The sequence below is a fragment of the Bacillus ndiopicus genome (assembly GCF_000612805.1).
Taxonomy (GTDB): domain Bacteria; phylum Bacillota; class Bacilli; order Bacillales_A; family Planococcaceae; genus Metasolibacillus; species Metasolibacillus ndiopicus.
In genome coordinates, this window is sequence record NZ_HG964410.1 from 45770 (window position 1) to 71431 (window position 25662).

General features: G+C 36.4%; 24 protein-coding genes. 18 read left to right on the forward strand and 6 right to left on the reverse strand.

Annotated elements, in window-relative coordinates; genetic code table 11:
* Positions 1–12 precede the first annotated feature (12 nt).
* Complete coding sequence (locus tag TY13_RS17745; RefSeq protein WP_042478805.1) at positions 13–456, reverse strand: MarR family winged helix-turn-helix transcriptional regulator; 444 nt, start codon at positions 454–456, stop codon at positions 13–15.
* A 114-nt stretch (positions 457–570) separates the two neighbouring features.
* A complete protein-coding gene (locus tag TY13_RS17750; RefSeq protein ID WP_042478808.1) occupies positions 571–864 on the reverse strand; it encodes a MazG-like family protein in 294 nt (97 codons plus the stop codon).
* Positions 865–1056: 192 nt separating this feature from the next.
* Between TY13_RS17750 and TY13_RS17755 the strand changes: the two genes are divergently transcribed.
* Positions 1057–2124, forward strand: coding sequence for a DUF4085 family protein (locus TY13_RS17755; RefSeq protein WP_042478810.1), 1068 nt, complete (start codon positions 1057–1059; stop codon positions 2122–2124).
* A gap of 227 nt (positions 2125–2351) precedes the next feature.
* Here the strand turns inward: TY13_RS17755 and TY13_RS17760 are convergent, their stop codons facing one another.
* Entirely contained in the window at positions 2352–3686 is a 1335-nt protein-coding gene (locus TY13_RS17760; RefSeq protein WP_042478812.1) for an amidohydrolase family protein, read from the reverse strand.
* A 168-nt stretch (positions 3687–3854) separates the two neighbouring features.
* Between TY13_RS17760 and TY13_RS17765 the strand changes: the two genes are divergently transcribed.
* From TY13_RS17765 to TY13_RS17775, 3 genes are all read left to right on the forward strand, one after another.
* The gene (locus TY13_RS17765) at positions 3855–4151 is read left to right on the forward strand and encodes a hypothetical protein (protein WP_042478814.1); all 297 of its coding nucleotides are present in this window, start codon (positions 3855–3857) and stop codon (positions 4149–4151) included.
* Positions 4152–4722: 571 nt separating this feature from the next.
* Entirely contained in the window at positions 4723–5406 is a 684-nt protein-coding gene (locus tag TY13_RS17770; protein WP_042478816.1) for an MOSC domain-containing protein, read from the forward strand.
* A gap of 324 nt (positions 5407–5730) precedes the next feature.
* Positions 5731–5967, forward strand: a complete 237-nt coding sequence (locus TY13_RS17775) for a thioredoxin family protein (RefSeq protein ID WP_042478819.1) — start codon at positions 5731–5733, stop codon at positions 5965–5967.
* 235 nt (positions 5968–6202) lie between these two features.
* Here the strand turns inward: TY13_RS17775 and TY13_RS17780 are convergent, their stop codons facing one another.
* Positions 6203–7096, reverse strand: coding sequence for a LysR family transcriptional regulator (locus tag TY13_RS17780; RefSeq protein ID WP_042478821.1), 894 nt, complete (start codon positions 7094–7096; stop codon positions 6203–6205).
* 507 nt (positions 7097–7603) lie between these two features.
* Here TY13_RS17780 and TY13_RS17785 point away from each other — a divergent pair.
* From TY13_RS17785 to TY13_RS17825, 9 genes are all read left to right on the forward strand, one after another.
* On the forward strand, positions 7604–9049 hold the full coding sequence (locus tag TY13_RS17785) for a DHA2 family efflux MFS transporter permease subunit (protein ID WP_042478822.1): 1446 nt from the start codon (positions 7604–7606) through the stop codon (positions 9047–9049).
* A 141-nt stretch (positions 9050–9190) separates the two neighbouring features.
* A complete protein-coding gene (locus tag TY13_RS17790) occupies positions 9191–10300 on the forward strand; it encodes a serine hydrolase (protein ID WP_042478823.1) in 1110 nt (369 codons plus the stop codon).
* Positions 10301–10340: 40 nt separating this feature from the next.
* Positions 10341–10895: a TVP38/TMEM64 family protein gene (locus TY13_RS17795; RefSeq protein ID WP_042478824.1), complete on the forward strand. Its 555-nt coding sequence runs from the start codon at positions 10341–10343 to the stop codon at positions 10893–10895.
* A gap of 314 nt (positions 10896–11209) precedes the next feature.
* The gene (locus TY13_RS17800; protein WP_154661638.1) at positions 11210–12454 is read left to right on the forward strand and encodes an Nramp family divalent metal transporter; all 1245 of its coding nucleotides are present in this window, start codon (positions 11210–11212) and stop codon (positions 12452–12454) included.
* Positions 12455–12470: 16 nt separating this feature from the next.
* Entirely contained in the window at positions 12471–13490 is a 1020-nt protein-coding gene (locus tag TY13_RS17805) for an NAD-dependent epimerase/dehydratase family protein (protein WP_042478825.1), read from the forward strand.
* A complete protein-coding gene (locus tag TY13_RS17810) occupies positions 13491–14546 on the forward strand; it encodes a dihydrodipicolinate synthase family protein (RefSeq protein WP_195891719.1) in 1056 nt (351 codons plus the stop codon).
* Positions 14547–14713: 167 nt separating this feature from the next.
* Positions 14714–15979 (forward strand): helix-turn-helix domain-containing protein, encoded by a 1266-nt coding sequence (locus tag TY13_RS17815; protein ID WP_042478827.1) that lies wholly within the window; start codon positions 14714–14716, stop codon positions 15977–15979.
* On the forward strand, positions 15976–16827 hold the full coding sequence (locus tag TY13_RS17820; protein ID WP_042478829.1) for a Gfo/Idh/MocA family oxidoreductase: 852 nt from the start codon (positions 15976–15978) through the stop codon (positions 16825–16827). The genes TY13_RS17815 and TY13_RS17820 overlap by 4 nt, the downstream gene beginning before the upstream one ends.
* 406 nt (positions 16828–17233) lie before the next feature.
* The gene (locus TY13_RS17825; protein ID WP_042478831.1) at positions 17234–17731 is read left to right on the forward strand and encodes a YehS family protein; all 498 of its coding nucleotides are present in this window, start codon (positions 17234–17236) and stop codon (positions 17729–17731) included.
* Positions 17732–17761: 30 nt separating this feature from the next.
* Here TY13_RS17825 and TY13_RS17830 read toward each other — a convergent pair whose 3' ends face one another.
* A complete protein-coding gene (locus tag TY13_RS17830; RefSeq protein ID WP_042478833.1) occupies positions 17762–18145 on the reverse strand; it encodes a helix-turn-helix domain-containing protein in 384 nt (127 codons plus the stop codon).
* Positions 18146–18287: 142 nt separating this feature from the next.
* On the opposite strand from TY13_RS17830, the gene TY13_RS17835 reads away from it, so the two are divergent.
* The 3 genes from TY13_RS17835 (at position 18288) to TY13_RS17845 (ending at position 21996) form a co-directional block, all read left to right on the forward strand.
* Complete coding sequence (locus TY13_RS17835; protein ID WP_042478834.1) at positions 18288–18896, forward strand: restriction endonuclease subunit S domain-containing protein; 609 nt, start codon at positions 18288–18290, stop codon at positions 18894–18896.
* Positions 18897–18931: 35 nt separating this feature from the next.
* Complete coding sequence (locus TY13_RS17840; RefSeq protein WP_195891720.1) at positions 18932–20032, forward strand: GGDEF domain-containing protein; 1101 nt, start codon at positions 18932–18934, stop codon at positions 20030–20032.
* 68 nt (positions 20033–20100) lie between these two features.
* The gene (locus tag TY13_RS17845; protein WP_042478993.1) at positions 20101–21996 is read left to right on the forward strand and encodes a PrkA family serine protein kinase; all 1896 of its coding nucleotides are present in this window, start codon (positions 20101–20103) and stop codon (positions 21994–21996) included.
* A gap of 161 nt (positions 21997–22157) precedes the next feature.
* Here the strand turns inward: TY13_RS17845 and TY13_RS17850 are convergent, their stop codons facing one another.
* Positions 22158–22994, reverse strand: a complete 837-nt coding sequence (locus TY13_RS17850; protein ID WP_042478838.1) for an alpha/beta fold hydrolase — start codon at positions 22992–22994, stop codon at positions 22158–22160.
* Positions 22995–23120: 126 nt separating this feature from the next.
* Between TY13_RS17850 and yhbH the strand changes: the two genes are divergently transcribed.
* Positions 23121–24272, forward strand: coding sequence for a sporulation protein YhbH (gene yhbH, locus TY13_RS17855; protein ID WP_042478840.1), 1152 nt, complete (start codon positions 23121–23123; stop codon positions 24270–24272).
* A complete protein-coding gene (locus TY13_RS17860; protein WP_042478842.1) occupies positions 24272–25627 on the forward strand; it encodes a SpoVR family protein in 1356 nt (451 codons plus the stop codon). The genes yhbH and TY13_RS17860 overlap by 1 nt, the downstream gene beginning before the upstream one ends.
* Positions 25628–25662 lie beyond the last annotated feature (35 nt).

Below are 25662 nucleotides of genomic sequence, written 5' to 3' on the forward strand. Positions count from 1 at the left end.
AATAAGCTCTATTCATTTTTTTCCTTGCACAACTACTTTTTTGAACTTCGTGAATATATCTTTTAACTGAATTAGGTCCTCCATTTCTAATTTTGAATAATATTTGTCGATGATTGCCAATTCAATCTCCTCGTGCTTTTGAAAATAAGAATGACCCCGATTATCAAGTTCAATAAGAACTTCCCTTCTATCCTTTAGATTAATGGTTCTTTTTATATAACCATCCTTTTCTAATCTATTTACCAATTGGCTTATAGCACTTGCAGAGGTCCCCATTAATTTAGATAGTTCGTAAGTTTGAAGGGCTCCTTTTTGATGTAGGAAATTTAAAAATATAGCCTGTTTATCAGTAATTTTATCGTCTAATAGTGACGAAAATTCTTCCGCCAATAAAAGATTAGTTTCATATTCAATCTGATTAATTTCTTTTACTAGCTGAACTAATTGCTGAAACACTTTATAATCACCTCAATTGTTAATATACATTAATTATTAATAAAGTTAAACAAAAATGTAACCTATCCTTTCTAATTATATTTCCAAGGTATCATTAAAACTTTAATTTATTCGTTAGCTGATTTTACTTTCCCATTTATCTAATTTTTTACTAATTAACTCATGTAATTCCTTATCGTTCTCGGACAATTTATAAAACATAGCCAGGGCTACCAAAATTACATCAATGCATTCTTCTTTTACATCTTCAATGCCCAATTGTTTATACTCACTTCCGCTCGCTTTTACGTATGATAGTACAGCTTGTGAGGTTTCTCCAACTTCCTCTGATAGTTTTAACGCCATTTGCACTAACGTTTTTGGCTCTTTTTCACTGAGTAATTTTATTTCTTTTAGCAGCTGTTCCAAGATTTTTTCCCCATTTCTCGAATTATTTCTAAAGCTATTTAAATTTTATTAGTGTAATTTATGTGTATAGAAACTTTTGAAATCCTTAAGTTCCTTTACTAACCCTTTTGAATTATATTAATTTAATAAGATTGTAAATACTACTCAAAAACAACTACAATTTTACTTATATCATTGTAAAGGAGTGGGCAGATGTTTTTCTTAACAAGTGAACAACAAGCAATTTTCGATGTAGCAAATACATATCCATTTGGAGAAGACATTGATGTCGAATTTGAAGAATATTTATACGGGAATTTAGCAAGGTATATAGCTGTTGTCCCGCAAAATTTTCAGGCAGGAATAATTAAGCAAACTTTATTTAAAAACGAAGCTTTAATGGATCAATTTGAAGAATGGTGTAATAATACGATTGAGCAATTTACGACTAATAGAAATGCTATTTTTGCAAAGCGTGAAACCATTGTTGAACGCTTTAATTCAACTGCGCAAACTATTTTTTCACAGTCGTTACATGATGGTGAAATATTAAATGCTGAGCAGCAAGGAACTAAATTTACACTACTATTAAATATGAGTGGTGGGTTTACAGCGCAATCAATTGTGCAGTTAGTTTTTCATGATGTACAAATAGAAGGGGAGCTTGATGGCTATTATGTGTATGACGAACTAGTAGAAACAGAAGATGGATTTGCATTACGTGTTTTATCTAGTTTTGGTAGTCCTTATATGGAATGGACGGTTTATTTCAAAGATATCACAGCGAACTACTTGTATCGTCCGGCAGTATATAGTGAATTAGGAGAAATCGCTACGTGGGAGGACTATGTTGCTGCGCTAAACCTAAATGATAAATACTATATTGTACAAAATATGAACTTTGTAGAGATTGATTTATCTAGTCTTTCGCAAACAGCCGATGGGATTTTTGCAGGAGAGGTATTACTGGGTGGCACTTTTGAGGAAGCAAGAGAGCAAATTTATTGCGCTACCTACGAAGACCCATATGCTCATTTTAGTGAACCGATTCCAATGAACGAGTTACAGGATGCTATGTTTGATCTAGATCAAACGATGCGTGTACGTGCTTTCAACACCGCTTTTGCATTAGGAGAAGAAGTGGCAAGCATAGTGAATGAAGTACTTCGCAAAGCCAATGTACATAGTGAGGAAAATATGTATTTTAGTATTATGGCAACTCATTTTGAAAAGCTCGGTTGTTTAGCAGATGATGTGAAAAAGAAATGGATAGAGGAGTGAGGGTTAGTTAGAGATTTTTTAGGGGACAGCGGCTGCAAAACGCTAGTTGATAGGTTTCTACATTCGGCGAATTGTGAAGCGGTTGCTTGCTTAGAGTTAGTTTAATGAAAAAAGAACGAATCTCTGATAATGGAATTCGTTCTTTTTTGTAATCAAGTTAATGAGCATTTTTCAAATAAGAGAACTTGTTCAAGTTTCTTCTTTAAGGATAATCTCATTTAATTTCTTTATTCCTGTAATTCTTCCCATTGTTCTATGAATGTAGCCATTGATTTTTCTACTTCAACGTCACTCGGGACATGGCTCAGTATTTCCTCTTGTGTATAAGGTTTACCACCTTTTACAATGATAGCGATATCCTTTGTATGTTTAATGTTCTCTAAGGGATTGTTGTTTAAAATAACTAAGTCAGCAATAGATCCTTCTTTAATTACACCAATACCATCATGATTGATCGATTTAGCCGCATTTACTGTCGCTGCTTGTAAAGCTTCCATTTCAGTAAAGCCAATCTCCACAAATATTTCGAGTTCACGGTGTAAGGCCATTCCAGGATATGTATATAATAGGGCAGGTGTATCCGTTCCAGCAACGACTGTTCCACCCATGTCATAGTAAGTTTTAGCAATAGCTTTCGTTAAGTTATGTGTTTTGGCATTATATTTTCTTATCGCGTCTACATGTTGCGCTTGTTGTTTCCAATAATCCATCAGGTAATTAATTTTTGTCGCGGATTCTATGACAATATCTTTAGGAGACCATACTTCAGGGTATTTAATAGATTGATTGTAAACGACCAGTGTTGGGCATAGTTTTACATTGTATGCCAACATTTTCTCACAAATTTCTTTTATTTTTTCTTGGTCAGGGTTTTCCCAATCAATGTGACTCCATTCCTCTTGGTCAATTACAAATAGATTCCACCCTTTATACATCGCATGTGCAAAACCAGATGCATGCTCAAACCAAGTAACCCCACCCCCAGCTGCGTCTAAAGCTGTTAAGTCTTTTGAATTTTCTAAATCGATGGCAACTTCCAAGTTATATTTCTTCGCCTCATCTACAGCAGCTGCCATAACATCTCTTTTGATCCATCCATACAATTTAACAAACTTTGCCCCTACTTCTACTTGTCTACGAACTTCTTTCCTCGCTTCTTCTGGATCGTCTGTTACGAGATTACCATAGCTAGTTGGACCCCATTGACCAGGTGTTCCATCAATCATTCTATCAGATGCGTATACTCGTGGCGTTGGTGCATCATCAGGTTTCTCAATTAAGTTTTTTAGTAAGAGGACATTACCGGCAGCATTTCGCACTGTCGTTACCCCTGATGCAACGAAATGGGGAGCAAAACGATCATTAATATGGCAATGCATATCGATTAAACCTGGGATAATATATTTACCTTCAGCATCAACTATATCTACACCTTGTGGTAACACGTCGTCACTTTTAAATATTCTTTTCACTGTATTTCTCTCTACTTCGATTGAACCTACATAAGAACCTCCATTTTCCACATCAATGATTGTTCCATTTTTAATAATTAAATTACTCATTTTTTACCTCCTTGAATTTTCTGTTTAATATATTATGCATTGGTTTTATTTACATAAATTTCTGTATTTATTATTTCATTAAACGTAATAATACTCAAGGAATTACTAGGAAATAATGATCTGAGATACTAATGAAGCATTTGTTATAATTCTTTAAGGAGGTGAACTATGACGACAGAAATTATTATAACCGTAATTATAATTTTAGGAATTGTATTCTTAATAGATAAAATTTACGGAAAAATTAATTTAGAAAATTATTCTCCTATGTGGGAGTATTTTTCTAAAGCCCTTCTCTATGGGTTTATTGCTAGCATTACATTATTCTATGGCAAGGAATCGCTAAGAGATGTTAATGCACTAGAATGGGCCATCGTTTCAGTTTCAGTAATAGAAGGAATAGGAAACTATATTAATTATGTAAAAGAATCAAAAAGGAGAAAAGAAGAAAAAAGAAAGACTTGAGGTAATCAAACTTAGCTACATAATGAAATAATTCTTTAATTTAATAGAGTCGGTAATCAAAAGGGATTGATACTATTTTGGTAAGTGAAAGAAAGTAGAAGATAAGGTAAGTCGGCATTTCGTGTTTGTAGGAAAAGGTGAAAACCTAGAAATAATGTACTGAAAAACCACATTACCGTTTCAGTGGTAATTAATTTGAGGGGGAACACAAGAAAATAAAAATTTTTAGGACGTTCAAATAAAATGGGCGTCTTTTTTACGTCTAAAACGAAGAGTATAGGTGAAATATTACAGGACTAACTTTAGGAAGGTTATTTGATATAAGATAATTTCTCTTTCATAGGTTTACTGACAATATATATGATTGCTTTTACAAGTTTTCTATTTGCCAATCGTGCCGTCAAGCCATTAGAAAAGGTTTGGAAACAAGTTTGTAACTGATACATCTTATGAATTAAAAAAACCTTTTTTAATTTACTAAGGTTTGGTTCATCATTGATAGAAACAAGAACATGGTATATAGTCGCATTATTAATCTTGTTGATTAAAATCTTTGAGTGGGGTGATTCAAATGGCATCTATTGAAATTATTTCATTGAATGTGGGTATGCCTAAACAGGTCCAATTCCAGCAGAAGGAAATTTCCACAGGAATATTCAAAACGCCTACAAATGAAGCGCTGTATCTATCTTCTCTAAACTTTGAAGGAGATGGGCAAGGGGATCTTATTCATCATGGAGGTAGGGAGAAAGCAGTATGTGTTTATCCTTACGAACATTATCCATTTTGGGAAAATGAATTAAAAAGACCGTTAGAGTACGGGGCTTTAGGGGAAAATTTAACGATTAAAGGTTTGTTGGAAACTGATGTCTGCATTGGGGACGTTTTTAAGCTTGGTAAAGCAATTGTTCAAGTTAGTCAGCCAAGACAACCTTGTTATAAGTTGACGGTTAGGTATGGTTTGCCTGATATGCTTTTGAAAGTACAACAAACGGGTTATACCGGATTTTATTTCCGCGTTTTGGAGGAGGGAGTCGTTTCTAAAGATGACGAACTATCGCTTCTTCAGCGTCAACCTAAGGAAGTGACAATTTCATTTGCTAATAGAATTATGCACCGAGAGAAGGATAATATTGAAGGCATCAAACAAATCCTTGAAGTGGAGGAGTTGTCCTCGAATTGGAGAAAGACGTTTTTAAAACGTTTGGCGGGAACAGAGAAAGATTCTAGTGAAAGATTAACAGGTAATATGTAAGGCTAAAGTATAAAGGACATTTTGAAAAAAGCTAGGCAACTCGTTGAGGCTACTGTCTGTATTTTGCAGGCAGCAGCTTTTTTTAATTTCATGGCCCATGATAGTGGCTGTAGTACGTCATGTAACTTTTAATTCGCTATACTATCATGAAAATTAGTGTTATTTCAACGTTTTGCAGAAAAGGAGATATCTCTAAAATTATCAGGGTAATCATCATATTTACCTATGATAACGATAGGTAATTTGAAATTGATGATGCCGAAATTCAACCCTATACTTAAATTAAGTAGCAGCGCTACATAAAAAATGAAGGAGTGAATGTTAATGACTCAAGCAATTTTTTATCATGCAGGTTGTCCAGTTTGTGTAGAAGCAGAGCAAGTGGTTGTTGATTATCTAGACAAGTCAAAAGTTAATACGGAGATTGTGCATCTTGGTACGGCGCAAAACCGAATCGAGGAAGCTGAGAAGGCGGGGGTTAAATCCGTTCCAGCTCTAGTGCTTAACGGAATTGCCTATCATATCAATTTCGGTGCAAGCCTTGAGGATGTAAAAGGTTAAAAGACACAAAGAAGGTACCTAAAACGGTGCCTTCTTTTATAATCCTTACCCACAAAGCGCCCTCCAAGAATGCCCCAGAGATACTTTCTCATTCAAAGTCTCGGGTAGTGATTGATAATCGCTTTGTGTGCATCGGACTTTGTTTCCTGGAAAACATTAATTCCTTTGGAGTTCCCGCCTAGAGAAGTGATTGCAAAGCACCTAAAATTTGTTACGTTTTAGAGAGTAGAATCGTTTAAAATTTTTTGCTGTTAACAGTTGATACTAATTGCTCCATAAATACACGACTGGCTGCACATAAATGTTTATTTTTACGATACACGATACCAATTTGTGTAGTGAGCATCGGATTTTTAAGCGGGATTGTGCGAATATGTGGATTATCAATATAATCCAAGTAACCTTTTGGTAGGATAGTGACACCCATTCCTTTGGCAACCATTGTAATGATTGATTCCATTGTTGTCATTTCGAGTACTGGTTGGGGTGTGAATGCTAGTGATTGGCACTGTTCGTTGATTACTTGTCGTAAGAAATAAGTATTCGGTAATAGAACAGAAGGTGTTTCCTTTAAAATATCAAGCGTTACAAACGCTGCTTGGGCGATGGGATGGTCTACAGCTACCGCTAGTGCTAGATTTTCCTGATAAAGCGGGATGGTTTCAAGATCTTCGTGCTCCATTGGCAAGAAAACAATTCCCAGATCAAGCTCATTTTGCAGCAATCCGTTATAAATATCACCAGTTCGCAGCCCAAGCAAAGAAAGCTCTACATTTGGGTAACTATTATGGAATCCCATCACCGTTGGAGGAAGTAAGTAATTGACAACGGTTAGAAGTGCACCAATTTTTAATGTACCCCTCTCTAAACCTTGCAATTCGCTAATTGCTGCGCGTGCCTGTGAGAGTTCATGAAACACATTATAACTATGATGTAGCAATGCTCGACCTGCTTCGGTAAGTAGCGTTTTCTTGCCAACACGATCAAAGAGAGGCATACCAATTTCATGCTCAAGCAAACGAATTTGCTGACTAAGTGAGGGCTGGGTGATGCCAAGTTTTTCAGCAGCACGAGTAAAATGCAATTCTTGACTTAATGTCAGAAAGTATTCCAATTGCTTCAGTTCCACTTGATTTCCCCCTTTAATGCTCCTTTTATAATGATAGGAATTTTTTATTATTATACGTTAAACGATATTGAATTACTAATGGGTTATTTGCGGGAAATGTATGTGGAGAGAGGGCGATTATAGAATCATCAGCCATAATTGATTATTTATAATAATGGATTATTTTAACTATCCTATTATATCGAAAAAGTATGCATAATTAAATTTTTTAATATTTTTCATATAATGATTTCCGTGTTAGTATGGTCCTGTAAATGAACTGAGGAAGCCTAAAATAAATAGCTACATACTTATAATCTCCAGTTCTTTTTTATAGGATTAATAGGCTGTCTTGAAAGTTAAAGCACCCTTGAATAATGAAAAATCTAGTTTTACTTCTTCGCTTTAAAAATGAATGTAAAGAAGTTAAATCTAGTGCTTTCAACATATTCAAAAGAAATATTCACTTTTCTAAAGGGAAAATATTTCAGACAACCCCACTGATAAAGGAGTCGTTAATGACATATTATGCATATTAATCAATTAAATAATAAGCAAGTGAAAGTAGTGCCATTAATGATAGCACTGCTCATTTGTGGGTTTATGGGGATGTTTAGTGAAACAGCCCTTAATATTGCTTTACATCATTTAATGATAGAATTTGATGTTTCTGCTGCAACTGTGCAGTGGTTAACAACTAGTTATCTACTTGTATTAGGTACCCTTATCCCTATTTCAAGCTTGCTAATTAGACGTTTTAAAACGAAAAAAATATTTATTACGGCTTTAATTTTTTCTATTACTGGTTTAGTGCTTGCAGCCAATTCTCCAAGCTTTTCTATGTTATTACTTGGTCGAATTATTCAAGCGTGTGGAACAGGTTTAGCCACACCAATTTTATTTAATACGATTTTGGTTATTTTTCCACCACATAGGCGTGGAGTTGCTATGGGGATGGTTAGTTTAGTGATGATGTTTGCTCCAGCAACTGGTCCAGCCATTTCTGGATTTATTGTGGAGTATTTAAACTGGCATTGGATATTTTTGATACCTATTCCGTTTTTATTACTGTCATTATGCTTAGGTCTAATTCATATAATTGACCTTTCTGTTGAAAAGAAACCAGCAATTGATTTTATCTCTATAGTTTTATCAACTTTAGGATTTAGCGGACTCGTTATGGGATTCAGTCTAGCTGGGGAAGAACAATTAGGATGGTCTAGTTTACCAGTTACTCTTGCTCTTATCATCGGAGGAATTTCCTTAGCTTTATTTGGGTGGCGTCAATTAAAGCTTGAAGAGCCTATTCTTAATGTTCGTGTTTTTAAACATCCGATGTTTATGATGGGGATAGGATTAACGGTTTTGAGTAACTTCATCATTTTCTCAAGTAATTTACTATTACCTATGTACATACAAGGTGGTTTAGGCTTATCGTCCGCTGATGCGGGCTTGTTGCTATTACCTGGAGGAATCATCAATGGAATTATGGCGCTCATTACTGGACATTTATTTGATAAATTTGGTCCAAGATGGGTAGTGATACCAGGCTTCATCTTTGGCACCATTTCGGTATTAGTCTTTTCGCAAATAACTACCACTACCAACGGGTTAACAATTATTATCTTTTATACTTTGTTAATGGTAGGGATGTCTATGATTACAACACCATCACAGACCAACGGATTAAATCAATTACAACGAAGTAACTATCCTGATGGAACAGCGATTGTCAATACTACTATTCAAACTTCTGGTGCAATTGGCACAGCAATCGCTGTTAGCATACTAAACAGAAATCAAAATGCTATTTTATCTCAAGTAAGTAATCCTGAGAGCCCAGTTGCAAAGGTTGAGGCCATAGTTTACGGTATTCAGCATTCCTATACCTTTGCTGTTATCATAGCTATTATTGGTCTGATTTGCTCCTTATTTATTAAGCGTGTGCTAGTTACGCAGCCAACATTAAAATAAATAACTGCTTGGCATAATTACGCTCAGCTGACTTTTGTTCAGTTGAGCTTTTGTGCTCTATAGGCTCCTAATTTTTTCGTGAAACTTTCAAAGAAATTAAACGTAAATACAGTAAACGAGAATAAAGGGAGGGGCATCCAATTGAAAATTGTAATATGGATTGCTGGAGGTATAGCACTCGCACTTGTTTTACTGTTTGGCATTGGGGTTTATATGTTTAATAAGGAAGCAAAAGCAGCAGATTCTGACTATATCATTGATTTTATTAAAGAAAATGCTGCAAAGGAAAATGTGGCACTATCGATTACATATAATGACGAAAACTGGGCTAGTGTGAATAAAGAGAAAATGTTGCCTTTAGCAAGTACAGTGAAAATTATTGTAGCGATTGAATACGCGCAACAGGCAGCACAGGGGAAAATTGATCCGAATCAGCAAGTGAGTATACAGGAATTGGAGAAGTTTTACATAGCAAAAACAGATGGTGGCGCACATGAGGCTTGGCTAGCCCAGCTGCAAGGAGATAGTGCCTCATTACAGGAGATTGCTAAAGGAATGATTGGTTATAGCTCGAATGCCAATACAGACTATTTGATTAATGTGTTAGGTCTTGAAAATATTAATCAAACACTTAGTAGCTTAGGTCTTTTAAAGCATGACCCTTTATATCCAATTGTTAGTGCACAATATGTACCTGCACAGTTAATGCGTGAACAAAACTTAACAAAGAAGGAATTACTGAAGGCGATGCAAGAAATGGATATGGAGGAATATCGCAGACGGACGGTAGAACTTCATAATAGCTGGTTAACTAAGCCGTTGTCAGAGCAGGATAAAAAGCAATTAGGGAAAGTGATGGACCTAGGCATGCAAAAAATTTGGTCAGATCGCTTACCACGCTCAACAACAGAGGACTATGTAACGCTAATGAATAGACTCAACAACAAAACTTACTTTAGCAAGGAGGTTTATCAATATCTCGACCCTGTAATGGAGCAATTAATGGAGAGCGAGGGCAATCGTAAGCTGTTCACTCATGCGGGACAAAAGGGTGGCTCCACTGTATTTGTTTTAACCGTTGCTATGTACGCAACAGATAAGAAACAAAACAAGACGGAATTAGCGTTTTTCTCCAATGATTTATCCATTGTAGAACAGAAAAAACTCTCTCAAAATTTAAATAGCTTTCAACTGAAATTTTTAACAGATGCAGCGTTTCGGGATAGGGTGAAAAGTGAGTTAGCAAATTAATTACAAAACGAAGCAAATAACATAAACTAGAGGTTATTCAATGGACACTATATTTATCGATTGGCTTCAAACACCAAGTTTTGCAAAAGGCGCTGCTAGCTTTTTGTTATTATTGGCATTATCATTTGTTCCATTTATGCCGATTGCTATTGTTTATAGTACGATTGGTTTGGCATATCCGTTATGGATTGCCCTCGCTATAAACATTAGTGGCAGTGTACTAGGTGCTATTTTAATGTTTGTGCTGTGTAAAAATTTTTTGAAAAATTACTATGAGAAAAAGCTAAATAAGCTGAACCAATCGTCAAAGTTCTTCACTTTACTTCAAAAAAATGGCTTTTTAGCGATTTTGATTGCAAGGTTGATTCCTTTTCTACCAACAGCCTTAGTAAATATTATTTGTGGTGCTTTTCAAGTGCCCTTAAAAACGTATGCCTTAGCAACATTGCTTGGCAAACTACCATCCATTGTTATTTATTCGTTCGTTGGGAACCAACTGCTGGAAAAGAATTATTTTGTATTTAGTATTGCGGCAATCTATTTAGTTATTTTGCTTGTTTTGTCTCGTAAATTGAAGAAGAGCTGGGATGTATAGCTTTGAAATGGTTGCAAGCAAATATTGCATTTTAGCTCGAGTGTAGGCCTAAAGTAACGATTCGCTCAATGAGCAGGTGAATTCGCCCGTTAAACGGATAGATTCGCCCGAAAGCTTAATGGTCTATAAAATAAAAACTTATCATTTCAAGGGAGGTTGGGCTTATCCAACATTCCCTTTTTGTTTTGTTTTGAATTTGCTGAACAGTAATTGCTAGAAGGAATTAAAGACGAAAAAAGGACGTGTCTTTATTTTAGTTCTTTCTATAAAATCAGTAGTAAGAAAATTCAGTGATTTGAAAAGGGGGAATTGGGATGTCAATGAAGGTTAATCAGCATGAAGTTAGCAAGGGGAGTCAAGGAGCGGTTTCAAGATTTCTAAAAATGTTAGGGCCAGGGTTGATTACATCAGCTTTAGTATTAGGACCAGGGTCAATAACGCTCTCTTCAAAGATTGGCGCAATTTATGGGACGCAGCTAGTGTGGATTTTAGTGTTAGCCGTTATATTAATGGCTAGCTATACGGAGATGAGCGCTCGTATTGGATTAGCTGGGAAAGCAACATTTATAGGGATTGTAAGAGAGCGTTGGGGGAAAATAGCCGCAATCTTTATAGGTATAGGTGCATTTTTAGTATGTGCCTCCTTCCAAGCTGGTAATGCAATTGGTACAGGGATTGCAGTTGAAGCAATTACAGGAGTCAACTCAAAAGTGTGGATAATTGTTGGCACTGTGCTGGCTGTTGGACTATTGTTTTTTACACATTTTTATAAAATTTTAGAAAAACTTATGCTTGTACTAGTTATTATTATGCTTTTGGCATTTTTAATCACAACAATTGTAGTTAGACCTTCACTTTCAGACATATTTAGTGGATTAATTCCTGCATTGCCTGAAGGAAGTGTCGGATTAATCATTGCATTGTTCGCAACTTCTTTTTCAATCGTAGGGGCACTGTATCAATCCTATCTTGTGCGTGAAAAAGGTGCAAAAATTTCACAAGCAAAAGAAACAGTAGCTGAAGCATTTTTCGGGATATTTTTACTTGGCTTCATTTCGTTTTTAATTATGATAACAGCTGCAGCAGTTTTAAAGCCAATGGGCATCGTAGTAAATAATGCAATTGAGATGGCTGATATTTTGAAGCCATCATTTGGTGGATTTGCAGTATTTGTTTTTGTATTAGGCTTGTTTGGTGCCTCATTCTCTTCATTAGTTGGTAATGCCACAATTGGAGGAGGGCTATTTGCAGATGGGGTTGGCTTAGGGCATTCACTTTCAAATATAAAAGTTAAAATCGCGATTATTGGGGTTATGTTAATTGGCTCTATTATAGCGCTTGTATTTAATGGAGCTCCGGTAAATTTAATTATCTTTGCACAAGGTGTAACTATTTTTGTTGTTCCATTTATCGCAGTAGCAATCTTAGTTATTGCCAATACGAAATCCATTATGGGTGATTTAAAAAATGGGCTTGTAAGCAATATTTTTGCCATTGTAGGTTTACTTGTCTTAGTTTATTTAGCGTTTAATAATTTTAAAAATATATTTTTAGGGTAGAGTAGGGGGCTTTCAAATGTTAAACAATGTAGAACAGCTAGAGCAGTATATGGCAAGACCATCGACTGCATTAATAGAGGATGTAAAGAAAATCAAAGGGGATATTACAATCCTAGGTATTGGCGGGAAAATGGGACCGACATTAGCGTATTTATTAAAAAATGCGATTGATGCTGCAGGAACAAACCAGCAAGTGATAGGGGTTTCGCGATTTTCGCAAGGGACACTTCAAGAGGAATTAAACGATAAAGGAATTGCTACAATCGCATGTGATTTATTAAGTGATGAGGAATTAAAAAAATTACCAAAAACAGAGAATGTTATATATATGGCAGGTAATAAGTTTGGCACACAAGGAAATGAGCATTTTACTTGGGCAATGAATAGCTATTTACCAGGGCGTGTCGCTGAGCACTATAAAGGCTCTAAAATTGTTGTATTTTCAACAGGAAATGTCTATCCGTTATCTGCTGTAAAAAATGGTGGATGTGATGAATCGCAAGCACCTAATCCAGTTGGAGAATATGGGCAATCCTCATTAGGACGTGAGCGTGTATTCACATATTTTTCGCATCGAGATCAAACACCTATGTCAATTTTTAGGCTGAATTACGCAATAGATTTAAGATATGGTGTGTTAGTTGAAATTGCTCGCTCTGTATATAGTGAGCAACCAATTGATGTAACGATGGGGCATGTGAATGTAATTTGGCAAGGAAGTGCAAATGAATATGCAATTCGCTCATTATTACATGCCACGACCCCGCCAAATATTTTTAATGCGACGGGGCCAGAAACATTATCTGTTCGTTGGCTAGCAGAGCAATTTGGCAAACGCTTTAATAAAAATCCGCAAATTATAGGTCAAGAAAGTGATACAGCATTGCTAAGTAACTCTTCAAAAGCTCATAGAGCATTTGGCTACCCTTCCGTTTCAATTGAAGAGCTACTAGATTTAATTGCATATTGGATTGATAACGATGGTGAATATATAAATAAACCGACACATTTCCAAGAAAGAAAGGGGCGCTACTAAGTGATAAATGAGCAAATTAAAAAGAAAATTATAGAAGGCTCCTTTCTTCCAGCGCACCCATTAGCGTTAAACGAAGATAAAACGCTAGATGAGGTTTCTCAAAGACGTTTAACAAGATATTATATTGCTGCTGGTGTAGATGGGATAGCTGTAGGAGTGCATACAACACAATTTGAAATTCATGATGACTTTGAATTGTACAAAAAAGTACTTGCGCTTGCTAATGAGGAAATTAATAACCATGCCCAACCGGATTTTATTAAAATAGCAGGTGTTAGTGGTGAAATAGAGCAAGCTAAAAAAGAGGCACAGTATGCTAAAGAGATAGGTTACCATCTTGTACTATTAAGCAATAATGGCTTAGCGCATCTTTCAGAGGAGCAACTGTTAGAAAGGGCAAAAGCTGTCGCTAGCATTATCCCTATTATTGGATTTTATTTGCAACCAGCAGTAGGAGGAAGAATTTTCAGTGAGGGCTATTGGCGAGAGTTTTGTGAAATACCAACAGTATATGCAATTAAAATAGCACCATTTAATCGCTATTTAACGATTGATGTTGCAAGGGCTGTAATGCATTCTTCGCGCGAACAGGAAATCGCGTTATATACAGGAAACGATGACACAATTGTGCATGATTTATTTACAGTTTTTGAAGAGGAAATAAATAATAAGCGAGTACAAAAACGCATTGTAGGCGGTTTATTAGGGCATTGGGCTGTATGGACTTCGACAGCAGTAAAATTATTTAAAGAAATTAAGGTCGAGCGAGAACAAGAGCAGCTACCATTAAAGTGGATGACAACTGCCCAACAAATCACACATGCTAATGCCGCTTTCTTTGATTCGAAAAATCAGTTTAAAGGTAGCATTGCTGGCATAAATGAAGTGCTAACACGACAAGGGCTAATGATGCAAAATATTTGTATTAGTGAGCGTGAAGTACTGAGTGAAGGGCAAGCGCAATTAATTGAGCAAGTATATGAACTGTATCCTCATTTACATGATGATGATTTTGTAGCGGATTTTTTACAAAAGGACAATGAAAATCTATTTTAATTCTAATGGAAAAAAATACAATTATTAAAAATCGTTAATATAAGAATTTTGCTAATTATTAGTTTATAATAGACGGCAACAGGTATCTGCTTCTTTGTTGCAATTGTGAATATTTCTAAGGGGCTTGTCTGGACTAATCCAGCAGCCCCTTGTTTGGGGGAATGGCTTTGTTGAAAGTAGCCTTTATAGGACCGTTTTGGATTAAGGATATGATAAAGGAATGCTTTTCTATGTTTCCGTCACTCACTGTGGAATATCGATTTTCAGATAATATTTTTGATGCGATTACGTTTACTGAGGAATTAGAAGGTAGCGTTGATTGTATTTTATTTTCAAGCAGAGCGACATATTTATTAGTAAAAGATTGCCTCTCACTTACGGTCGATTGTTATTTCATCCCATTAAAAGGAAATGGCTTATATAAAGCCCTTTTTGAGCTAACGACGAAAGCTTCGATTCAGCATATAAGTATTGATGGAGTAGCGGAAGAATATATCAATCCTATTGTTGAAAATATTGAGGATTTGAGCATTATATACGTAAATATATCAAGCCATGTTCAACAGGTGGAAGAGCTATGTCAAGAGCATGAAAAAAATTATCAAGCATATAAAAAGTTAGGTGTTATTACCTCATTAAAGCTAATTGCTGACAATTTGTTGATGGCAGGTGTTCCGGTAGTTTGGCTGCAACCGACAAAGGAAGATGTGATAGTATGTCTTGAAAGAATGCTCCTGTCCATGACAAAAAGAAGAGAGAAAGATCATCAAATTGTGTTTGGGAAAATTGCTCTACAAAGCTTTTCGGATAACCCACCGACGAATCAAGAAAATCTTCTGCAAAAATATAAAATTGAAAAATTAATTTCAAGATTTGTTGATGAAATGAATGGTCTTCTATTACCTAATAATGGTGATGAATACTTGTTTATAACACATAGAGGTGAATTCGAAAGGGCTACTGAAGGCTATAAAAATATTACATTATACAGTGATATGAAAAATTTGCAAAATTTCACGCTACAAATAGGTATTGGATTTGGTTGGACAACTTTTTTAGCATACTATCATGCAGAATTGGCTTTAGCTCAAGCTAAGCAAAGAAAGGGCAATCATTCCTTTATTGTGAATGAAGAGCGCGCTGTGATTGGCCCTGTTGAAATCGCCACACCGTTAATTTATAAATTAGAAGGCGAACCTCACTTAGCAGGTGTAAGAAAGAATGAAGTGATGAAGGCGTATCTTAAAAAGAATCGTTTAACACATTTTACAGCACAGGAAGTAGCAGCTACTTTTAATGTAACGAATCGAACGGCTAATCGGCTAATTGCTAGCTGGTTAGATACAGGCTTGATTGAAGTAAAAGGAACAGAAAAAGTGGAAAAGCGCGGTAGACCGAGACAACGATATGTTTTTAAGGAGGTAGCTGAATGAGAATAGGCTTAATTGGTAATGATACGTCGCATGTAGAAATATTTACGAGAATTTTGCAGGATGAATCACACCCATTCTACCTAGAGCATGGAACGATTTCCGGTTATATAGAAGCGAGCTCCTTTGATTTAGAAATTAGCGCTAATCGAGCTGCTAAGTATAAGGAAATATTAAAACAGTGGCAAGTGAAAAAATATGAAACAGTTGAAGAACTTGCGCCCCATATTGATGGCTGGATAATTGTAACAGTTGATGGAAGAAACCATGCAGCATGGTTTGAAAAGCTTGCACCATATGGAAAGCCTGTCTTTATCGATAAGCCAATTACCATTGGAATAGAATCCTTTAGCAAAATTGAGCAACTGGCTTTAAATTATGGGACACCAGTGTTCACTGCATCTAGCTTACGATTTAGTGAAGTGTTAAATGATTTTATTGATAAGCCAGTTGATTTTTTATATGCTTACGGACCATTGCCTAGCCAACCTGCGATGCCTGGCTATTATTGGTACGGAATCCACTCACTCGAATGGATTGATCAATTATTTAATTGTGATGTTGAGAAATTCGACAAGCTGCTTCTAGATAATGCGGAGCTTGTAACCTTGCATTTCCAAAATGGAAGAAAAGCAATATTTCGAGGGGAATATGAGTGGCATGATAAATTTGGGGGCGTAGTTCATTATGGCAATATTCCACATAGCCTAGAATTTTGGAAGATGAAAAAACCATATTATGTTTCCTTATTAGAGCAGATAATAAGCTTCTTTCAAACAGGCAAGCCACCAATTACATTAGATCAATCAAAACGAGTTATACAATGGATTGAAGAAATTAACCAATTGTAATCTTTCAAGGTTGAAGAAATAAGCTGTTAGAGAAATAGGCGAATGCGCATAGTTCCTAACGGCTTTTTGCACTTCAATAGAAAATTGAAGAAGAGTTGGAATGTATAGCTTTGGATTAGGCCTAAAGTAACGATTCGCCCGATTGGCTGGTGAATTCGCCCGTTAAACGGATATATTCGCCCGATTCCAAGCGAATTTCGCCCGTAAACTTAATGATTTGTAAAATAAAAATCAATTACGCCGAGATGGAATTGATTAAGCCACTTTGTAATATTGTGCGTAGCAGTGGTTATATGGAGCAATAAGCTGAGGCATTAATTTATACTCCAATTTTGCTTAAAACTAACAGGCAAGAGCGTTATTTGGTACAATAACAAGCAGTGGATAAAAGTAAAGGAGATATGTAATGACAAATAATGATATTTTAATTCGCTTGCGCTACGCATTCGATATTAAAAACATAGATATGATGGAGATTTTTAAGCTTGGTGGTATTGAAGTGACAAAAGAAGATGTGATGGATATGCTGATCAAGGTGAAGGAAGATGAGGAGGCACCTGAAAACTTTAAAAAATGTAATAATAAAATGCTTGAGGCATTTCTCAATGGCTTTATTACATTTAAGCGTGGTCCACAGCTATCTGACACTGGAGAGCCAGTTGCGCCACCAAAGGCTACAGGTCAGGAAAGCCCAAATAATATGCTACTAAAAAAAGTAAAAATCGCCTTAGCTTTAACGAGTGAGGATGTTATTGATTTAATAGATGAGGGCGGCGGTATTAAAGTATCGAAAGGTGAGCTTGGTGCGATTTTACGCAATCCGAGCCATAAAAACTATAAAGAATGCGGCGATAGCTTTGCTCGCTATTTTTTGAGAGGACTTACAAATAAATATCGTGCATAATTCTGCACAAAAAAGGACAGCTCTTAACGATTACTTAGAGCTGTTCTTTTTTATTTGGGCGTCCATTGTATTTAAAAAATCTTTCGTGATACGAACGACATATTTCACCTCGTCTAAATCACGCTCTCTTAATAGAGAATGATGGATGCTCAACATTAAATTTTTCTCTTCGATATCTGCAACATTCGTTAAGGTTTGAAAATTAAAAAGCTCATCTGGTGCAATATCTAATGCGTGCATTAAACATTCTAACGTGCTTAATGTAATATTTGATTGCCCGTTTTCTATATTAGAAATACGCCCTTTACTAAAGCTAATTTTTCCTGTTCTCTCTGCTAATTCATCTTGGCTTAAACCTTTTGCAATGCGAATTGCACGGAGTTGTTCCCCTACCAGCTTTAAAAAATCCGACATGTCATTTCACCTCTATGTTAAAAGCTAGTGAAAAACATTTTAAATGAAGATACCTTTAAAATAGTACATTTAATAAAAGTTGTATTATAATGGTACAAATGAAATAGGATATATTATATATGTATATAGGGGGAATATTTTGATGCAACAATATAAATTGGACCATTTAGCTAAAATTGTAAAAGATGCAACTGTACCACCCTCAAATTATTTTGCAAACGAAGGTATACCATTTGTTAATAGCGAGCATTGGGGACTATTGAAAAACATACAATACTTACCGAAAATTCAGCATCCCATAGAGCAGGATATATATCTAACTAAAGTACCAGCAGGAACAGTTTTAATACACTCAATTGAAAAGGCATATCATATTTGTCAGCAAGAGCTTTACATTGGAAAAAATATTATTGCCATTATCCCATGTCAATCAATGATCTTAAGTGAATATTTATTTTATTATTTACAAGCACAGCCATTAGTAATCGAAGAAATTGAGCAGCAAATTGTTCAGCTACCTAGTATTGAAACTCAGCAGAAGCTTATTGCCCGTTTTGCACAATGGCAAGCTATTTTAGAGCAGATTCAAAAGATATTAACAACATTGCCACAATTAGAGCAATATATGCTAACAGAAAATATCTATTTATTACGACTTCAAAAAGAGCAAAAGGAATTAATTGAAAAATTTAAATGGATAGGTGATATACATAAGGTACTGCTATATAACATGACAAAAAAGGTAAATTAAATATTTAGGATTGGGGATACGAAATGGAGGTAGCTATGCAACAAATTAATAACAAATTTATTAGACAAAACATGTATCGAGCTAAATATTTTGTTTGGATAGTAGTTACGCTTGAATTGTTATTAATCATGATAAACATTATACAGAATGGGGATATTTGGGACAGTTACTTATTACTACATTTACTGTTGCTTGTATTTTCTGTTTTATTTCTTTTTTTAACGAGTGTAATGGATAGAAAATCTTTTGATTATCAATTAGTCAAAATGATTATATGGAATTATTATTGGTTTACATTAATGTGGGCAGCAACAATTACATTATTAGACCAAGATTCTTACGGGCATGTGACAGCATATTTAATCAATTTACTAGGTGTCGCAATTATGTACCATATACGTCTAAAATCCTTTATTTTGCTACAAAGCATCCCAACACTCTACTTATTAGGTGGCTTAATAATAGTACAACCTAATACAGAAATCGTATTGGCGCATTTGGTTAATATCGCATTCTTTATTGTAATTAGTTTAGCAGGCTCGTATTTTATTTACCAAGGACACTACAGGATGTTTGAGCACGAGCAGTTATTGTTACAAAAAAATAATCAATTAGCATATACCAATGGTAGTTTACAGCTTTTAGCAACGCGTGACGAGTTAACAGCAATGCCGAATCGTCGCGGGCTATATGATTATGTGGAAGCAACAATGGGAAATAAAGCGCGCCATGTAACAGTGATGCTATTAGATATTGATGCCTTTAAGCATTTTAATGACTACTATGGTCATTTAGCTGGAGATAAAGCGTTACAGGAAGTTGCTGCAATTTTGAAGAAGCTAGCAGGAGAGCACCACTTTGTTGGGCGTTTTGGTGGCGAAGAGTTTATTTATTTAATGTTTGATGTAGAGCGTAAAGAAGCGCTACATTTTGCTAACAAAATATGTAGAATGGTCGAACTTCGGCGTATAAAACATGAAGCCTCGCCTTTTTTTCCATATGTGACCGTTAGTGTAGGTCTTGCTTCAAATCCTTTTTGTATAAAGGATGACCTGCATCAATTATTTCAGGATGCTGATGCAGCGTTATATCGCGCTAAAAAAGCTGGACGTAATTGTGCACAGTTATCTGTATAGAATAATTGGAATCAACATTCACCTCCATTCATACGATGTAAAATAAAGGCTTGAATGGAGGAAAAACTATTAGCATTTTAAATAAAATTAAAAATTACAGAGAAGAAGAAAATCGTCTGAAATGGGAAGGTAGCTTCGCGGATTATTTGGAGATTATTAAACGACGACCTGAAGTCGCACAAACTGCACATTCTCGTGTTTACAATATGCTGAAAAGTGCAGGTGTTGAAGAGAAAGATGGTCAGAAAATGTATCGCTTTTTCGGTGAGGAAATATTCGGATTAGAAACAGCTCTTGAGCGATTGGTAGAGGAATATTTTCATCCTGCTGCTAAAAGACTTGATGTGCGCAAGCGAATTTTATTGTTAATGGGACCTGTGAGTGGTGGGAAATCAACGATTGTGACAATGCTAAAGCGCGGTTTGGAGCAATTTTCACGTACAGAGCGTGGGGCGGTTTACGCAATTAAAGGCTGTCCAATGCATGAAGATCCATTACATTTAATTCCGCATCATTTGCGAGATGATTTTTATGAGGAGTACGGGATTCGTATCGAAGGAAGCTTGTCACCATTAAATACGATGCGCCTTGAGCAGGAGTATGGTGGACGTATTGAAGAAGTGCGAATAGAGCGTATTTTCTTTTCTGAGGATCGCCGAGTAGGTATAGGCACATTCACACCATCTGACCCGAAATCACAGGATATTGCCGATTTAACTGGGAGCATTGACTTTTCGACAATTGCACAGTACGGCTCGGAGTCTGATCCTCGTGCCTATCGCTTTGATGGCGAGCTGAATAAGGCAAACCGAGGAATGATGGAGTTTCAAGAAATGCTAAAGCTCGATGAAAAGTTTTTATGGCATTTACTATCATTAACACAGGAAGGCAATTTTAAAGCAGGGCGCTTTGCTTTAATTAGTGCAGACGAATTAATTGTCGCTCATACGAATGAAACAGAATATCGTACATTTATTGCTAATAAAAAGAATGAGGCATTGCATTCGCGTATTATCGTTATGCCAATTCCGTATAATTTAAAGGTTAGTCAGGAAGAGCGTATTTACGAAAAAATGATACATGATAGCGATATGGCACATGTACATATCGCACCGCATGCACTTAAAGTAGCTGCTATTTTTTCTGTTTTAACTAGGCTAGAAATTCCGAAAAAACAAGGTGTCGATGTTGTCAAAAAGATGCGCCTTTACAACGGGGAAAGCATCGAAGGCTATAACGAGGTTGATATTGAGGAATTGAAAAAGGAATATCCAAATGAAGGGATGCAGGGCATTGATCCGCGCTATGTCATTAACCGCATTTCCTCGGCAATTATTCGCAAGGAAGTGCCATCGATTAATGCGTTAGATGTGTTGCGTGCCTTGAAGGATGGCTTAGATCAGCACGCTTCTATTTCAGAGGATGACCGCAAAAAATTTATGAATTATATTGCGGTTGCTCGTCGCGAATACGATGAAATTGCGAAAAAGGAAGTGCAAAAGGCCTTTGTTTATTCGTATGAGGAATCGGCAAAAACATTATTGAACAATTACCTTGATAATGTAGAGGCATTTTGCAATAAAAATAAGCTGCGCGATCCATTAACAGGTGAGGAAATGAATCCTGATGAAAAGCTAATGCGCTCAATTGAAGAGCAAATCGGCGTATCTGAAAATGCGAAAAAGGCATTTCGTGAGGAAATATTAATTCGTTTATCGGCCTTTGCGAGAAAGGGCAAACGCTTCGATTACCATTCGCACGATCGTCTACGTGAGGCGATTCAGAAGAAGCTATTCGCCGATTTGAAGGATGTCGTAAAAATTACTACATCATCGCAAACACCAGATGAAGCACAGCTGAAAAAAATAAACGAAGTTGTCGCAACGCTTGTAGATGAGCACGGCTACAATACAACATCGGCGAACGAATTGCTTCGCTATGTGGGAAGTTTATTGAATCGATAAGGCGAATTTATGGAGAACATGGAATAAACCTTTGAAAACGTGGAATAAACTCTGAGAAACATGGAATAAACTTTTGAAAATGTGGAATAAACTCTGAAAAACATGGAATAAACCTCGCAAAGGGCAGTGTAGGAATGCAATTTTCCCCTACACTGCCCATTTTAACTAAAAGTCGCCATCACAAACTGACGAAATGTCTCCTCTTCCTCAATAAAAGGAAAATGATTGCTCTGCTCAAAAGTTTGCAGTGTTGCATTAGGCATAAGCGTAGCAGTTTCAGCAGAAAACTCATATGGGCATTGCGCATCATGTAAGCCACAGTATATATAGGCTGTTGTAGCAACATGAGGTAATTCAGGTCGTAAATCGTATGTAGGTAGCTCCTCGTAAGAGAAATAATCAAGTCGCTTTGAAACAGTTTTGCCGCTATTAGGACGACTAATCATCGTGTCATAAAGCTTTTCATCATACAATGACATAAGCGACCATTCTTTGCTTCCAGCGCGTCTCTCTTCAAGTGTCGATTCTGGGTTACGTAGCATTACTAAAATTTCCTTAATGCGTAGATTATTCGGGTTAGCTGAACAATAAATGCTACTAGGATGTCGCATATAATCAGAAGAAGCGCATAAGCCACCTGCGACGATATACACAAGGCTATCTGGATGCATAATAGCGTATTTTAATGCCAACATTCCACCTGTCGAATGTCCTGCAAATATCCACTGTTCAAATCCTAGTGCTAGACGGACTGCTTCTAAATCTTCTACAGTATGCGTCATGCTGTAATTAAATTTGGAAAGGTCATCTGTTGAATTGCCACAGCCTCTTAAATTAACTAAATAGACAGTTGCATGTGCTGTGAATAAATCTGCAAATATATTACCTCGGGAATCGTATTCGCTGTATAAATGTGTTACGCAGATAGGTTGACCATTCCCCTTTTTAAACACTTCAAAAGTCCCTCGCGTTGTTTCAATTAAAATTTTCTCCCACATTCCCAAACCCACTTTCTGAAATTTTATTATATTCATTATACTGAAATTATTTCGCGAATACAGTTCAAAAATTCAGTAGGATTGCATAGTATAAAAAAAGCGAATTTGCAGATGGGTGTGGATAAAATGAGTGACAAGCAGCAACAGCAGTTCATTATCTCAAAGGAAAATTGGTCCCTCCATCGTAAAGGATATCAGGACCAAGAACGTCATCGACAGAAAATTGACGAGGCGATTAAAAATAATTTACCAGAGTTAATTAGTGAGGAAAGTATTATTTTATCAAAAGGTCGAGAGGTCATTAAAATTCCGATTCGTTCTTTAGATGAATATAAAATTCGTTACAATACAGATAAATCAAAGCATGTTGGGCAAGGGCAGGGGGATAGCCAAGTAGGCGATGTCATTGCGCGAGATGGTAAAGCACAGCAAGGACAAGGAAGAGAGGCTGGCAAGGAAGCTGGAAAAGATTATTATGAGGCTGAGGTACGGCTAGAGGACGTTGAGGAAATGCTGTTTCAACAGCTAGCTCTCCCCAATTTACAGCAAAAAGAAGTGGCGAATATAGCGACCAATAAAATAGAATTTAATGATATTCGTAAAAAGGGCTTAATGGGCAACATTGATAAAAAGCGTACCATTTTAACAGCGATTAAACGCAATGCAATAGATGGGAAGGCAGCAATTAATCCGATTCATCAAGACGATTTACGTTTTAAAACGTGGGATGAGGTTGTGAAGCCTGAGTCGCGCGCAGTTGTACTAGCGATGATGGATACGAGTGGTTCGATGGGGATTTTTGAAAAGACTTGCGCTCGCAATTTTTTCTTTTGGATGACGCGTTTTTTACGCTCAAAATATAGCGCTGTAGATATTGAATTTATTGCTCATCATACCGAGGCAAAAGTAGTAACAGAGGAGGAGTTTTTCAATAAAGGAGAGAGCGGTGGGACAATTTGCTCCTCAGCTTATGCAAAGGCATTACAATTAATAAACGAAAAATATTCTCCATCACGCTACAATATTTACCCTGTTCATTTTTCGGATGGAGAAAATTTATCCTCTGATAATGACCGTTGCCTACAGTTAATCGAGCAATTAATGGAAGTTTCTAGTATGTTTGGCTATGGGGAAGTGAACGCCTACAGCAGAACATCCGCGTTGATGTCCGCTTATAGTAAAATCGAACATCCGAAATTTCGTCATTATATTATTAAAAGAAAATCTGATGTTTACGATGCACTAAAAAGCATTTTTAAAAAAGAAGGAGTGCAGTAATGGAAAAGGCGCTGCAAAAAGCGATTGATGAAATTACTGAGGTGGCAACTGGTTTCGGCTTAGATTTTTTCCCTATGCGCTATGAAATTTGCCCAGCGGAAATAATATATACATTTGGCGCTTATGGGATGCCTACACGCTTTACACATTGGAGCTTTGGCAAACAGTTTCATCGAATGAAGCTACAATATGATCTAGGCTTAAGTCAAATTTACGAGCTCGTTATTAATTCAAATCCATGCTATGCGTTTTTGCTTGATACGAATACATTAACGCAAAATAAATTAATTATTGCTCATGTGCTTGCGCATTGCGATTTTTTCAAAAATAATGTCCGCTTTTCTAATACGCGTCGCGATATGGTGGAAAGTATGACAGCAACGGCTGAGCGCATTGCTAAATATGAGCTCTTGTACGGCAAAGATGAGGTAGAAGAGTTTTTGGATGCGGTGCTTGCCATTCAAGAGCATATTGATCCAGCAATTATCCGTCCACAAATAGTTGAAGAAGAGGAAGAAGCACCAAAAGTACGCTCCACACCATACGATGATTTATGGGGGATTGACGAGCCACGAAAAGAGCCTATCGAAAAAAAGAAAACCTTCCCACCAGAGCCAGAGAAGGATTTACTTATTTTTATTGAGCAGCATAGTCGCGAGCTTGAAGAGTGGCAACGCGATATTTTAACGATGATGCGTGAGGAAATGCTCTATTTTTGGCCACAGCTTGAAACGAAAATTATGAATGAGGGCTGGGCATCCTATTGGCATCAACGTATTATGCGAGAGCTCAATTTAACGACAGCAGAAACGATAGATTATGCCAAACTAAATGCAGGTGTTGTTCAGCCATCAAAAACATCAATTAATCCGTATTACCTTGGCTTGAAAGTTTTTGAGGATATTGAGCAGCGCTATAATCAGCCGACAGAGGAAATGAAAAAGCGAGGAATTCAGCCTAATTCAGGACGAGAAAAAATCTTTGAAGTGCGAGAAATTGAATCGGATACTTCCTTTTTACGCAATTATTTAACAAAGCAGCTTGTGGAGCGAGAGGATTTATATGTATTCGCAAAAGTAGGCAATGAGTATCGAATTACGGATAAGGAATATGAGGCTGTAACCAATCAATTAGTATCAATGCGTGTTAATGGCGGGTTTCCATATATTGTTGTAGTGGATGGAGATTTTAAACGTAACGGTGAACTCTATTTAAAGCATTGCTATGAAGGAATGGAGCTAGACCAACAATATTTAGAGCAAGTGCTGCATTATATTTATAAACTATGGGGGCGCCCTGTGCATTTAGAAACGTATGTTGATAATGAGATTGTTGTGTTTTCATGTAGAAAATAATGAGGCGCGCTGAAAAATTAGATTTTAGATAGCGA

What these genes read in the sequence shown, in the direction of transcription:
- TY13_RS17755 (WP_042478810.1), top strand. Translation starts at nt 1,057, where the DNA reads ATGTTTTTCTTAACAAGTGAACAACAAGCAATTTTCGATGTAGCAAAT.
- TY13_RS17760 (WP_042478812.1), bottom strand. Translation starts at nt 3,686, where the DNA reads ATGAGTAATTTAATTATTAAAAATGGAACAATCATTGATGTGGAAAAT.
- TY13_RS17765 (WP_042478814.1), top strand. Translation starts at nt 3,855, where the DNA reads ATGACGACAGAAATTATTATAACCGTAATTATAATTTTAGGAATTGTA.
- TY13_RS17770 (WP_042478816.1), top strand. Translation starts at nt 4,723, where the DNA reads ATGGCATCTATTGAAATTATTTCATTGAATGTGGGTATGCCTAAACAG.
- TY13_RS17775 (WP_042478819.1), top strand. Translation starts at nt 5,731, where the DNA reads ATGACTCAAGCAATTTTTTATCATGCAGGTTGTCCAGTTTGTGTAGAA.
- TY13_RS17785 (WP_042478822.1), top strand. Translation starts at nt 7,604, where the DNA reads ATGCATATTAATCAATTAAATAATAAGCAAGTGAAAGTAGTGCCATTA.
- TY13_RS17795 (WP_042478824.1), top strand. Translation starts at nt 10,341, where the DNA reads ATGGACACTATATTTATCGATTGGCTTCAAACACCAAGTTTTGCAAAA.
- TY13_RS17800 (WP_154661638.1), top strand. Translation starts at nt 11,210, where the DNA reads ATGTCAATGAAGGTTAATCAGCATGAAGTTAGCAAGGGGAGTCAAGGA.
- TY13_RS17805 (WP_042478825.1), top strand. Translation starts at nt 12,471, where the DNA reads ATGTTAAACAATGTAGAACAGCTAGAGCAGTATATGGCAAGACCATCG.
- TY13_RS17820 (WP_042478829.1), top strand. Translation starts at nt 15,976, where the DNA reads ATGAGAATAGGCTTAATTGGTAATGATACGTCGCATGTAGAAATATTT.
- TY13_RS17825 (WP_042478831.1), top strand. Translation starts at nt 17,234, where the DNA reads ATGACAAATAATGATATTTTAATTCGCTTGCGCTACGCATTCGATATT.
- TY13_RS17830 (WP_042478833.1), bottom strand. Translation starts at nt 18,145, where the DNA reads ATGTCGGATTTTTTAAAGCTGGTAGGGGAACAACTCCGTGCAATTCGC.
- TY13_RS17835 (WP_042478834.1), top strand. Translation starts at nt 18,288, where the DNA reads ATGCAACAATATAAATTGGACCATTTAGCTAAAATTGTAAAAGATGCA.
- TY13_RS17840 (WP_195891720.1), top strand. Translation starts at nt 18,932, where the DNA reads ATGCAACAAATTAATAACAAATTTATTAGACAAAACATGTATCGAGCT.
- TY13_RS17850 (WP_042478838.1), bottom strand. Translation starts at nt 22,994, where the DNA reads ATGTGGGAGAAAATTTTAATTGAAACAACGCGAGGGACTTTTGAAGTG.
- yhbH (WP_042478840.1), top strand. Translation starts at nt 23,121, where the DNA reads ATGAGTGACAAGCAGCAACAGCAGTTCATTATCTCAAAGGAAAATTGG.
- TY13_RS17860 (WP_042478842.1), top strand. Translation starts at nt 24,272, where the DNA reads ATGGAAAAGGCGCTGCAAAAAGCGATTGATGAAATTACTGAGGTGGCA.